9 protein-coding genes are annotated in these 13,050 nt (G+C 62.5%); 2 read left to right on the top strand and 7 right to left on the bottom strand.

Annotation, left to right across the window (positions count from 1 at the left end; genetic code table 11):
* Positions 1-109: 109 nt before the first annotated feature.
* Together UB48_RS09460 and UB48_RS09455 are read left to right on the top strand one after the other, a co-directional pair.
* Positions 110-2,401: a TonB-dependent siderophore receptor gene (locus UB48_RS09460; RefSeq protein ID WP_045196234.1), complete on the top strand. Its 2,292-nt coding sequence runs from the start codon at positions 110-112 to the stop codon at positions 2,399-2,401.
* Positions 2,402-2,505: 104 nt separating this feature from the next.
* A complete protein-coding gene (locus tag UB48_RS09455; protein WP_045196590.1) occupies positions 2,506-5,061 on the top strand; it encodes a sulfite reductase flavoprotein subunit alpha in 2,556 nt (851 codons plus the stop codon).
* Positions 5,062-5,133: 72 nt separating this feature from the next.
* Here the strand turns inward: UB48_RS09455 and UB48_RS09450 are convergent, their stop codons facing one another.
* The 7 genes from UB48_RS09450 to ispG all read right to left on the bottom strand — a co-directional run bounded on the left by UB48_RS09450 (position 5,134) and on the right by ispG (position 13,048).
* Positions 5,134-5,925, bottom strand: coding sequence for an amidohydrolase (locus UB48_RS09450; RefSeq protein ID WP_045196231.1), 792 nt, complete (start codon positions 5,923-5,925; stop codon positions 5,134-5,136).
* Positions 5,913-7,061: a pyridoxal phosphate-dependent aminotransferase gene (locus UB48_RS09445; protein WP_045196229.1), complete on the bottom strand. Its 1,149-nt coding sequence runs from the start codon at positions 7,059-7,061 to the stop codon at positions 5,913-5,915. The genes UB48_RS09450 and UB48_RS09445 overlap by 13 nt, the downstream gene beginning before the upstream one ends.
* A 154-nt stretch (positions 7,062-7,215) precedes the next feature.
* On the bottom strand, positions 7,216-8,679 hold the full coding sequence (der, locus tag UB48_RS09440; protein WP_045196227.1) for a ribosome biogenesis GTPase Der: 1,464 nt from the start codon (positions 8,677-8,679) through the stop codon (positions 7,216-7,218).
* Positions 8,680-8,795: 116 nt separating this feature from the next.
* Positions 8,796-9,947, bottom strand: coding sequence for an outer membrane protein assembly factor BamB (gene bamB / locus UB48_RS09435; RefSeq protein ID WP_045196225.1), 1,152 nt, complete (start codon positions 9,945-9,947; stop codon positions 8,796-8,798).
* Positions 9,940-10,548 carry a tetratricopeptide repeat protein gene (locus tag UB48_RS09430; RefSeq protein ID WP_176470444.1) on the bottom strand — a complete coding sequence of 203 codons (609 nt, stop codon included), beginning with the start codon at positions 10,546-10,548 and terminating at the stop codon, positions 9,940-9,942. Before UB48_RS09430 ends, bamB begins: the two co-directional genes overlap by 8 nt.
* 72 nt (positions 10,549-10,620) lie before the next feature.
* On the bottom strand, positions 10,621-11,910 hold the full coding sequence (gene hisS / locus UB48_RS09425) for a histidine--tRNA ligase (protein ID WP_045196222.1): 1,290 nt from the start codon (positions 11,908-11,910) through the stop codon (positions 10,621-10,623).
* Between the two features lie 28 nt (positions 11,911-11,938).
* On the bottom strand, positions 11,939-13,048 hold the full coding sequence (gene ispG / locus UB48_RS09420; protein ID WP_038997015.1) for a flavodoxin-dependent (E)-4-hydroxy-3-methylbut-2-enyl-diphosphate synthase: 1,110 nt from the start codon (positions 13,046-13,048) through the stop codon (positions 11,939-11,941).
* Positions 13,049-13,050: the final 2 nt, after the last annotated feature.

Genomic DNA, 13,050 nt, shown 5'->3' with positions numbered 1-13,050 from the left:
CAAATTGTAAAGATTGTAAATTCCGCACAAATAGCAATTCTTCTCAATTGTTACTCATATTTGTTTACATTATATTTCGCGGCCTAAAAACCTGGGGAAGGGGACCACCATGCCGCGTCACTACGTGCCAACCGCTGTCAGTTCACCACGCTTGCTTACCTGCGCCATTGGTGTAGCGCTCACCGCGACCTCCGCCGGGCACCTGGCATTTGCCGCCGATGCCGAGCCTGCCAAGGACGGTGCCATCGCCCTGGATGCCACCAGCGTCACCGGCCAGGCCGAAACCGCCAGCACTGACTACAAGGTCGAACGCGCGTCTTCGCAGAAGTACACCGCGCCGCTGGTAGATATTCCGCGCACAGTGACGGTGGTCCCCCAGCAAGTGATCAAGGACACCAACGCCCTTAACCTGCAGGACGCCCTGCGTACCGTGCCGGGCATCACCATGGGTGCCGGCGAAGGTGGCAACCCGTCCGGCGACCGTCCGTTCATTCGCGGTTTCGACTCGCAGAGCTCGATGTACCTGGATGGCGTTCGCGACACCGGCTCGCAAACCCGGGAAATCTTCGCCATCGAATCGGTCGAAGTGGCCAAGGGCCCCAACTCGGCCATCGGTGGCCGCGGCGCAGCAGGCGGCACCATCAACCTGGTGAGCAAGCGCGCGCACTTGGGCAACTCCACCGATGGTGCCTTCACCTGGGGATCGGACCAGACCAAACGCTACACCTTCGATGGCAACTATCAGTTCCTCGACACCGCCGCGTTCCGCCTTAACCTGATGAGCCACGAAAGCAACGTCGCCGGCCGCGACGAGGTCAACTACGACCGTTGGGGCGTGGCACCGTCGCTGGTCTTCGGCCTGGGTACCGACACCCGCCTGAGCCTGGACTACTACCACATGGAGAGCGATGACCTGCCTGACTCGGGCATCCCCTACAGCCTGAAATCCGGCAGCTCCGCCAACCGCACTTCGGCCAACCCGGACAAACCGACCGATGGCGGTGACAGCGACAACTTCTATGGCCTGGTCGGCCGCGACTTCTACAAGAGCCGCGCCGACATCACCACCATCGCCCTCGAGCACGACCTCAGCGATGCGCTGACGATCAAGAACACCCTGCGCCATGGCAACACCCTGCAGGACTACATCTTTAGCCAGCCGGACGACAGCAAGGGCAACATCCTCAACGGTGAAGTCTGGCGCCGTCCGAACAACCGCGTGGCCAACACCCGCACCACCACCAACCAGACCGACCTGTTCGGCGAGGTCTACATCGGCGGCTTCAAGAACAACTTCTCGACCGGTATCGAACTGAGCCGCGAAGCCTCGGTCAAGACCGGCTACAACGTCACCGGCTTTGCCTCGGGCAACTGCAGCAGCGCCACCGGACAGATCTCCGGAGTCTGCACCTCGTTCACCGATCCGAACCCGAACGAAGCCTGGGATGGCACCGTTAGCCGCACTCTGGCTGGCGCCGATACCACCAGCAACACCCGCGCCATCTACCTGACCGACACCCTGGAACTGGACCCGGCCTGGCTGCTGACCATGGGCCTGCGTTACGACCACTTCGATACCAAAGCCAAAACCAAAATCGCCAGCGGCGCAACCAGCTTCAAGACCGAAGACACCAGCGAGTTCGTCACCGGCCAGCTGGGCCTGACCTGGAAGCCGGCCGAGAATGGTAGCGTGTACATTTCCTACGCGACTTCGGCGACCCCCGCCGGTGCATCGCTCGGTGAAGGCAGCGACGGCAATCCATTGCTGACCGCCACCACCACCAGTGACCTGAAGCCGGAAGAAACCACCAACTACGAAATCGGCACCAAGTGGAACCTGCTGGACGAACGCCTGGCCCTCACCGCAGCAATCTTCCGTACCGAAAAAGAGAACGCTCGTGTTCTGGTCAGCACCAACACTTACGAGAACGTCGGCAAGAGCCGGGTTGACGGTCTGGAACTGACCGCCACCGGCAAGCTGACCAACGACTGGCAGGTCTTCGCCGGCTACACCTACATGGATGCCAAGCTGATCGATGGGGGCAAGCAGAACGTCGGCGGCGTGTTTGTCGACAGCCCGAACAACGACAACCAGATGCCCAACACGCCGAACAACAGCCTGACCTTGTGGACTACCTACAACGTCACGCCGAAACTGACCGTCGGCGGCGGTGCCTTCTACGTCGATGACGTGTTCGGCAACGTCAACAACACCGTGATGGTCGATTCCTACTGGCGTTACGACGCTATGGCCAGCTACAAGCTGACCAAGAACGTCGACCTGCAGTTGAACGTACAAAACCTCACCAACGAGGTGTACTACGACAAAGCCTACGCTGCCCACTACGCCAACCAGGCCGCCGGGCGCACTGCCCTGCTGACCACCAGCTTCCACTTCTGAGTGAGCTGACTGGCAAGCCCCGTTCATTTAGGTGAACGGGGCTTTTGTGTATCAAGGCATAATGTGCGTCGCATTCGCATTTGCGACACGACAAGGTGATTGATGTGGTGAAGAAATCCCTGTTTCAACTGCACTGGTTCTTCGGTATTACCGCAGGCCTGGTGCTGGCACTGATGGGCATTACCGGTGCCATCTGGTCGTTCCAGGATGAGCTGCTGGAGCTGTTCAACCCTGATGTGCTCACCGTCGAAGTACGCCAGGAAGGCGTGCTGCCAATGCCCGAGCTGGTGCGCAGGATCGAGGCCGAACAGGGTGACAAGGTCGCCATGCTCTGGGTCCAGGCCGACAACGACAAGGCGGCGCGGGTCTTCTTCACCCCTCCCCCGGGCGAACGCCGGGGCTTGATGCGCTATGCCGACCCTTACACCGGCAAGCTGCAGGGCGACGTCGCCGGCCAGGGCTTTTTCGACCTGATGCTGCAACTGCACCGTTTTCTGGCCATGGGCGACACCGGCCGGCAGATCACCGGCGCCTGTACCTTGATGCTGATTTTCTTCTGCCTGTCCGGCCTGTATCTGCGCTGGCCGCGCAAGGCGCTGAATTGGCGGACCTGGCTGACCCTGGACTGGGCCAAGAAAGGCCGCGCCTTCAACTGGGACCTGCACGCCGTGGCCGGTACCTGGTGCCTGCTGTTCTACCTGCTGTTTGCCCTCACCGGCCTGTTCTGGAGCTACGAGTGGTACCGCGAAGGCCTGAACAAACTGCTCGCCGACAGCCCGGCCGCTGGCCAGCAACACAAGCGCGGCGAAGGCCGCGGCGGACGTCCTGGAGGTGGCGCAGGTAAAGACGCCAAGCCGCTGGTGGTCGACTACGACGCCGTCTGGGCCAGCCTGCAAGCTGCCGCCGGCCCCGGTATGAGCAGCTACAACCTGCGCCTGCCGCCAGCTGGCGGGCAACCGGCGATGATCTTTTATCTGCTTGAAGGCGCCGAACACGAGCGCGCCCTCAACACCCTCAACCTGGACCCGGCCACAGGCCAGGTGAAGAGCAACGAGCGCTATGCCGACAAGTCGTTCAAGGCGCAACTGCTGGCCAGCGTCTACGCCCTGCACGTGGGCAGCTACTTTGGCCTGACCGGGCGCATTGTGGTGACCATCGCCAGTCTGACCATGCCGCTGTTCTTCGTCACCGGCTGGCTGTTGTACCTCGATCGCCGCCGTAAAAAGCGCCAGGTGCGTGCCGCGCGAGGTAACTTCGCGCCGTTGAACGGGCAGGACCACGGCTGGCTGGTGGGCTTTGCCAGCCAGAGCGGCTTTGCCGAGCAACTGGCTTGGCAAAGCGCCGGGCAACTGCAGGCTGCCGGCGTCGCGGTACAGGTCCGCTCCCTGGCTGAGCTGACCGAACAGGACCTCAACCAGGCTCGGCAAGCGCTGTTCGTCGTCAGTACCTTCGGCGACGGCGAAGCCCCCGACAGCGCTCGCGCTTTCGAGCGCAAGGTGCTTGGACAGCCTTGGGCGCTGGGCAACCTCAACTATGCCCTGCTGGCCCTGGGCGACCGCCAGTACCCGCACTTCTGCGGCTTTGCCCGGCGCTTGCAGGCCTGGCTCGGCGAACGCGGCGCCACCAGCGCCTTCGCCCCGGTTGAAGTCGACAGCGCTGACCCTGCGGCCCTGCAACACTGGCAACAACAGCTCGCACAACTGACTGGCAGCGCGCCACCAGCGGCCTGGCAGGCACCCGAATTTGCCAACTGGACCTTGATCAGTCGCGAACTGATGAACCCGGGCAGTCAGGGTTCGGCGGTGTATCTGCTCGGCCTCAGGCCTGAGCAACCTGCGCAGTGGGAAGCTGGAGACCTGGTGGAGATCCTGCCGCGTAACAGTGCCCACAGTCTTGAGCAGTTTCTCAAGGGCCTGGGCCTTGATGGCGAAACACCCGTGCAGGTCGATGGCCTGCAAGAGAGCCTGTTGCAAGCCCTGGCCAGTCGGCAGTTGCCCAAGAGCCGTGAGCACCTGGTCGGCCTGCATGCGCAAGCATTGGTCGATGCATTGATCCCGCTGGCAGCACGGGAATACTCGATTGCCTCGATCGCCAGTGACGGCGTGCTGGAGCTGATCGTGCGCCAGGAACGCCACCCTGACGGCAGCCTCGGCCTGGGTTCAGGCTGGCTGACCGAGCATCTGTCTGTGGATAACAGTGTCAGCCTGCGCCTGCGCCGCAACAGTGGTTTCCACCTGCCGGCGCCGGCCACGCCGATGATCCTGATCGGCAACGGAACCGGGCTAGCCGGGCTGCGCAGCCTGCTCAAGGGCCGCATTGTGGCCGGCGAGCGCAGCAACTGGCTGCTGTTCGGTGAACGCAACCAGGCCTATGACTTCCTCTGTGGGGATGAACTGCAAGGCTGGCAGCGCAGCGGCGATCTGGCCCGGCTGGAGCTGGCCTTTTCCCGCGATCAGAGCCACAAGGTCTACGTGCAGGACCGTTTGCGCGAGCAGGCGACAGAACTGCGACGCTGGCTCGACCAGGGTGCATCGATCTATATCTGCGGCAGTTTGCAGGGCATGGCCAGTGGCGTTGATGAGGTACTTAACGAGGTGCTCGGGGCTGTCGAGGTTGAGCGGTTGATCGAGCTGGGGCGGTATCGGCGGGATGTGTACTAGCCTATAGGGCCTCTTCGCTGGCAAGCCAGCTCCCACAGGTACGGTGTGGGGCTGGCTTGCCAGCAATTGCGATCAATGAAGATCGAAAGTGTCAGCATCCAGATTGGCCGGAAACCGCGTGCGATAGGCCGCCAGGTCTGCCGCACTGAGCACCACGGTAAACACCCCGTCCGCCTCGCCTGCACTGAGCAGGCTCTCGCCCTGAAAATCCAGCACCTGGCTGTCGCCGGTATAGGCAAAGCCCTTGCCGTCGGTGCCCACGCGGTTCACCGCGGCGACATAACACAGGTTCTCGATGCCCCGCGCCGGCAACAAGCGGTTCCAGTGCTGGCGGCGGGCGGCCGGCCAGTTGGCGGTGTACAACAGCAGGTCAGTGTCCTGGGCATCGCGGCTCCACACCGGGAAGCGCAGGTCGTAGCAGATCAGCGGCCGTACCCGCCAGCCCTTGAGCTCGAACTGCACCTGGCGTTCGCCCGGGGTGTAGTGCTTGTGCTCGCCGGCCATGCGAAACAGGTGGCGCTTGTCGTAGTACAGGATCTCGCCATCGGGCCGCGCCCACAGCAAGCGGTTGCGGTGGCTGCCGTCGGCAGCCTGGATGATCACGCTGCCGGTAACCACTGCATCAAGCTTCTTGGCCTGGCTCTTGAGCCACTTGTAGGTCGGGCCGTTCTCGGGCTCGGCGAGGCTTTCGGAGTCCATGGAAAAACCAGTGGTGAACATCTCCGGGAGGATGATCAGGTCGGCGCCACGAGCCTGTTCCAGCAGGCCTTCGAAATGCTCGTAGTTGGCCAGGCGGTCGTGCCAGGCCAGGCTGGTCTGCACCAACGCAATGTTCAGGTTGGGCAGGCTACTCAGATCGCGCATAGTTTTTCCGCTGCCTGACGCAGCGTCTCCTCGCGTTTGGCAAAGCACAGGCGCACCAGGCGCTGCGCGGGGATGGGTTGCTGGTAGAACACCGACACCGGAATGGTCGCCACGCCATGCTCGCGGGTCAGCCACAGCGACATCTCGACGTCGTTCAAATCCGGGCGAATGTGCGAATAATCCACCAACTGGAAGTACGTGCCCGGGGTGGGCTTGAACTGAAAACGCGAAGAGCCCAGCAACTGGCAGAACAGGTCGCGCTTGGCCTGGTAAAAGGCCGGCAGCTCTTCGACGTGCTCGGGGTGCGCGGCCATGAAATCGGCCAGCGCCCATTGCAGCGGGGTCACGCCACAAAAGTTGACGTACTGGTGGACCTTGCGCAGCTCGGCGCTGAGCGCCGCTGGCGCCACCACATAACCGGTTTTCCAGCCAGTGACGTGGTAGGTCTTGCCGAACGAGCTGACCACGAATGCACGCTGATACAGCGCCTCGTGGGCCAATACGCTGGCGTGCTGTACACCGTCGAACACCAGGTGCTCGTAGACTTCGTCGCTGATCAGGTAGATATCGCGGTCGGCGATCAACAGCGCCAACTTGTCCAGATCATCGCGGCTGATCAAGGCGCCGCTAGGATTGTGCGGCGAGTTGAGGATGATCATCCGCGTACGCGGGCTGAGGGCGTCGGTGAGCTTCTGCCAGTCGATGGCAAACTCGCCGTCGCTCAGTTGCACATGCACGCAACGCCCGCCGGCCAGCTCTACCGAGGGCTCATAGCTGTCGTAACTGGGATCGAAGACGATGACCTCGTCGCCTGCGCGGATCACTGCATGGATGGCGCAGAAGATCGCTTCGGTGGCACCTGGGGTGATGGTCACTTCATGCTCGGCATCGACGCTGACGCCATAGCTGCGGGCGATCTTGTTCGCCACCTGCTGGCGCAAGGCCGGCAAGCCGGTCATGGGGCTGTACTGGTTGTGCCCGGCACTGACATGCCGGCCGACCGCATCGAGCAATGCTTGCGGGCCGTTGAAATCGGGGAAACCCTGGGACAGGTTCAAGGCGCCGGTTTGCGCGGCGAGCTGGGACATGGTGGTAAAGATGGTAGTGCCGACGTTCGGCAACTTGCTACTGATCATGGAGCCCTCTTTCCTGCAGCACTATCCGGCTCGAGGCGGCGCGGTCTGGGACCGAGCATAGCGGATTGATCAGTCAGGAAAAAGGTTGTTACGGTCGCAGGCCAATCGCCGGTCAAACCCGCTCCCGTAGGAGCGGGCTTGCCCCGCGATGCTTCTAGCGCTTGTCTTTACGCTTCTTCTCGGCTTTCTTGTGGTGCGACATCAAGCGACGCTTCTTGTTGACCTGGCGGTCGGTCAGCGTGTTCTTGTTGCCTTCATACGGGTTGTCACTGCCCTTGTACTCGATGCGGATCGGCGTACCGACCAGCTTGAGCACGCGGCGGTAGGTGTTTTCCAGGTAGCGCGAGTAGGACTTGGGTACCTTCTCGACCTGGTTGCCGTGGATCACGATGATCGGCGGGTTGGCGCCACCGAGGTGGGCATAGCGCAGCTTGATCCGGCGGCTGTTGACCATCGGCGGCTGGTGCTCGCTGACCGCATCTTCGAGGATCTGGGTCAGGCGGCTGGTCGGCCAGCGGGTGACTGCCGACTTGAACGAGTTCTGCACCGACTGGTACAGGTTACCCACGCCAGTGCCGTGCAGCGCCGAGATGAAGTGGATGTCGGCGAAGTCGACGAAGAACAGCCGGCGTTCCAGCTCGGTCTTCACGTAGTCGCGCTCGCTCGGCTGCATGCCGTCCCACTTGTTCAGGGCGATAACGATGGCGCGACCGGCTTCCAGGGCAAAGCCCAGCAGGTTCAGGTCATGGTCGACCACGCCTTCGCGGGCGTCCATGACGAAGATCACCACGTTGGCGTCCTTGATCGCCTGCAGGGTCTTGACCACGGAGAACTTCTCGACTTCTTCGTGGATCTTGCCGCGCTTGCGCACCCCGGCGGTGTCGATCAGGGTGTATTTCTCTTCGTTACGCTCGAAGGGAATGTAGATACTGTCGCGGGTGGTGCCGGGCTGGTCATAGACGATGACCCGTTCTTCACCGAGCATGCGGTTGACCAGGGTCGACTTGCCGACGTTAGGCCGGCCGATGATGGCGATCTTGATCCCGTCTTTTTCGCTCGGGCCAGGGATACGCACCGCTTCCTCGCCTTCAGCGACGTCGGTGTCGATCTCTTCCTCGTCCTTGTCCCGCGGGAAGTCGCTGAGTACAGCTTCCAGCAGGTTGTTGACGCCACGGCCCTGGGCGCCGGCAACACCGATGGCGTTACCCATGCCCAGTGGCGAAAATTCGGCGATGGCGGCCAGCGGATCGATGTTGTCGATCTTGTTGGCAACCAGGAACGAGCGTTTGTTGCGCTTGCGCAGGTGCTCGGAAATCATCTGGTCGGCGGCGGTCAGACCGGCGCGGGCATCGACCAGGAACAAGACCACATCGGCTTCTTCAATGGCCAGCAGCGACTGCTCGGCCATTTTCTCGTCCATGCCTTCTTCGTCACCGGAAATACCACCGGTGTCGACCAGGATGTACGAACGGCCTTGCCAGCGTGCTTCACCGTACTGGCGGTCTCGGGTCAGCCCGGACAGGTCGCCGACAATAGCGTCGCGGGTCCTGGTCAGGCGGTTGAACATGGTGGATTTACCGACGTTCGGTCGGCCCACCAGGGCGATTACGGGAACCATTCGGCTCTCCACTTCATAAATTCGAAAAATACAAAGGCCGCTGCACTGCAGCGGCCGGAGTTCGAGCGGCACCCGAAGTGCCGCAGCCCGAGGCCGGCATGGCCTCAAGCATAGCCTCAGCGGATGGTCAGCGCCTCGAGCTTGCCGCTGTTGCCGTACACATAGATGGTGTCACCCACCACCAGCGGACGGGCGCGCAGGCCATCGCTGTCGATACGCTCACGACCGACGAAACGACCATCGACCTGGCTGAGCAGGTGCAGGTAGCCTTCCAGGTCACCCACCGCTACGTAGCTGGAGAACACTTCCGGCGCCGACAGCTGGCGGCGTGCCAGCGAATCGTTGCTCCACAGGGCGCTGGACGAGCGCTCGTCGATGCCTTCCACAGTGCCCGAAGCCAGGCTCACGTAGACGTTACCGAAGCCCTGGGCCACACCGGTGTAGCTGGAAGCATCACGCTGCCACAGCAACCGGCCGCTCTCCAGGTCCAGGCCGGCAACGCGGCCCTGGTAGCTGGAAACGTACAGGGTACCGCCGGACAGCAGCAGACCGCCGTCGATATCCACAACCCGGTCGAGCTCCGAGCGACCTTGCGGGATGGCCACACGCTGCTCCCAGACCGGTGCACCGTTCTGGGTGTCGAGGGCAACCACTTTACCGGTCGAAAGGCCAGCAACGGCCAGACGGTTGGTCACGATTGGAGCGCCAGTACCGCGCAGGGTCAGTACCGCCGGAGTGCTTTCGTAGATCCAGCGACGGTCGCCAGTGCTGGCGTCCAGGCCAATGACGCGGTCGTCCTGGGTCTGTACTACCACCACGTCACCGTTGGTCGCTGGTGGCGCCAGCACTTCACTGGTAACGCGCGAGCGCCAGCGCTCCTCACCGGTGCTGGCATCCAGGGCAATCACTTCGCCCTTGAGGGTGCCGAGCATGACCATGCCGTAACCGACGCCAACGGCACCGGACACTGGCAGTTCGAGGTCCTTCTTCCAGGCCACGTCGCCGTTGCTGCGATCCAGCGCCATCACCACGCCGGTAACATCGGCGGCGTAGATGCGGTCGTTTTCGATCGCCGGCACCAGCATGTTGAAGGTTTCGCCCTGACCGTCACCGATCGAACGGCTCCACTGCTTCTTCAGCACCACTTCTTCGGTGAACTTGGTGAGTTCGGCCGGTGGCAATTCCTTTTTGCTGTTGCTGCTGCAACCCACGGCCAGAAGGGCCAGGGTCAGCACTGCTGCATGTTTCCAACCGATCACGTCACGCATCCCCTTTGGCCAGGTCGTCGAGCTTGAGTTGCAGGCCACCGATCGCGGCGTCGTCAGACAGCGCAGCCTTGGCTTTTTCGTAAGCGGCATGGGCGTCGCCAGCGCGGCCCAGTTGCACCAGCAGGTCGCCCTTGAGCTCTTCGCGGCTGGCCAGGAACGCCTTGTCGGCATCGCCTTCGAGCAGCTTCAGCGCTTCGTCGACCTTTTTCTGCGCGGCCAGCACACGGGCCAGGCGCTGACGGGCGATCTCACCCAGGGTCGCGTCGGCCGGCTTGTCCATCACAAGCTTCAGCTCGGCCGCGGCGTCATCGAGCTTGCCGCTCTCGACGGCTACCTTGGCGACGAACAGGCTGGCGTACTGGGCATAGGCCGAGCCGCCGAATTCGTTCTTGAGTTTGCCGGACAGCTCGGCAACCTTGGCCGCGTCGGGCTCGCCGCTTGGCGTCAGGGTAGTCTCCAGCAGGGCCTGGTAAAGGTTCGAGGCGCCTTGCGACTGGTTGGTCTGGTATTTCTGCCAGGCTTGCCAGCCGAACACCACGACCAGCGCCAGCAGGCCACCGGTTACCAGCGGCTTGCCATTGCGGTCCCACCAGTCCTTCATCGCGACCAGTTGTTCATCATCGGTACTCGACACCCCAATACTCCTTTTCACCAAATCGGCTGTTGACTCGCCTCACGCCTGCGCGAGCGAGGCTTCCAGGTGCTCTGCCAGAGCATCCCAGGCAATGTTTTGTTGTTCGCCCTGACCGCGCAGGGGTTTGAAACCTACCACTTGTTGCGCCAACTCGTCGTCCCCCAGGATCAAGGCGAACAGCGCGTTGCTCTTGTCGGCCTTCTTGAACTGGCTCTTGAAGCTGCCAGCACCGGCGTTGACCTGCAGGCGCAGGTTCGGCAGACGGTCACGCAGGCGCTCGCTCAGGGCCAGGCCGGCAAGCTCGGCCTGCTCGCCGAAGGCGCACAGGTAGACGTCGACCTGACGGTTGATCGACTCGGGTACCTGCTCGAGGGTTTCCAGCAGCAGGATCAGGCGCTCGATACCCATGGCGAAACCAACGCCCGGGGTCGGCTTGCCGCCCATCTGCTCGACCAGGCCGTCGTAGCGACCACCGGCACATACGGTGCCCTGGGAGCCGAGCTTGTCGGTGACCCATTCGAAAACGGTCTTGCTGTAGTAGTCCAGGCCGCGCACCAGTTTGGTGTTGATCACGAACGGAATGCCGGCGGCATCCAGGCGTGCCTTGAGGCCCTCAAAGTGCACGCGGGACTCTTCGTCCAGGTAGTCTTCGAGCTTCGGCGCATCGACCAGCACCGCCTGGGTATTGGCGTCCTTGCTGTCGAGGATGCGCAGCGGGTTGCTTTTCAGGCGGCGCTGACTGTCTTCGTCCAGGTGCTCCAGGCGCGCCGAGAGGAACTCGACCAGCGCGTCACGGTAGCGGGCCCGGGCTTCGCTGGTACCCAGGCTGTTGAGTTCGAGCTTGACCGCGTCGCGAATGCCCAACTGGCCCCAGAGGCGCCAGGTGAGCATGATCAGCTCGGCGTCGATATCCGGGCCGTCGAGGTTGAAGACTTCAACGCCAATCTGGTTGAACTGGCGATAACGACCTTTTTGCGGGCGCTCGTGGCGGAACATCTGGCCGATGTACCAGAGTTTCTGTACCTGGCCGCTGCCGGTGATGCCGTGTTCGAGCACAGCGCGCACGCAGGCGGCGGTGCCTTCCGGACGCAGGGTCAGAGAGTCGCCGTTACGATCGTCGAAGGTGTACATCTCTTTTTCGACGATGTCGGTGACTTCGCCGATCGAGCGCTTGAACAGCTCGGTGAACTCGACGATCGGCGTGCGGATCTGGCGATAGCCATAGGTATCCAGCAGTCCGGCCACGGTGTTCTCGAAATAACGCCACAGCGGCGTCTGCTCGGGCAGGATGTCGTTCATGCCACGAATGGCTTGCAGCGATTTGCTCACGGAAAATCCCTTAACAATTCTGTGTCAGTCAGCCACGGGCGATCAGCGCCGCGTCGGCCTCGGCTTTTTCAGCCGCTTTCTGGCGGATGAGCTTTTCCAGCTCATCGACCAGGTTGTCATTGGTCAGCTTCTGCGCAGGCTTGCCGTCGATGTAGATCAGGTTCGGTGTGCCACCGGTGAGCCCCACGTGGGCTTCCTTGGCCTCGCCCGGGCCGTTGACCACGCAACCGATCACGGCGACGTCCAGCGGTACCAGCAGGTCTTCCAGGCGCCCTTCCAGCTCGTTCATGGTCTTGACCACATCGAAGTTCTGCCGCGAGCAGCTCGGGCAGGCGATGAAGTTGATGCCACGCGAACGCAGGTGCAGGGACTTGAGGATGTCGTAGCCGACCTTGACCTCTTCGACCGGGTCGGCGGCCAGCGAAATGCGAATAGTATCGCCAATCCCGTCGGCAAGCAGCATACCGAGGCCCACCGCGGATTTCACCGTGCCCGAGCGCAGGCCGCCGGCTTCGGTGATGCCCAGGTGCAGCGGCTGGATGATCTGCTTGGCCAGCAGGCGGTAGGCTTCGACGGCCATGAACACGTCAGAGGCTTTAACGCTGACCTTGAAGTCCTGGAAATCCAGGCGGTCGAGGTGCTCGACGTGGCGCATGGCCGACTCGACCAGCGCCGCCGGGGTCGGCTCGCCGTACTTTTTCTGCAGGTCTTTTTCCAGGGAGCCGGCGTTGACACCGATACGGATCGGGATACCGCGATCACGAGCGGCATCGACCACCGCACGGACGCGGTCTTCGCGACCGATGTTGCCCGGGTTGATGCGCAGGCAATCAACGCCCAGCTCGGCGACGCGCAAGGCGATGCGGTAGTCGAAATGGATGTCGGCAACCAGCGGTACGCTGACCTGTTGCTTGATCTTGCCGAAGGCTTCGGCAGCGTCCATGTCCGGTACCGAGACACGCACGATGTCGACGCCGGCATCGATCAGGCGGTTGATCTGCGCCACGGTCGCGGCCACATCATTGGTGTCGGTGTTGGTCATGCTCTGGACCGCGATGGGAGCATCGCCGCCAACAGGCACATTACCAACCCAGATTTTCCGGGATTCGCGACGTTTGATCGGAGATTCGCCGTGCATGA

The organism is Pseudomonas sp. 2(2015), from assembly GCF_000955865.1.
GTDB lineage: Bacteria > Pseudomonadota > Gammaproteobacteria > Pseudomonadales > Pseudomonadaceae > Aquipseudomonas.
Note: the sequence above shows the minus strand (reverse complement) of the source record. Positions and strands in the feature narration are given on the sequence as shown.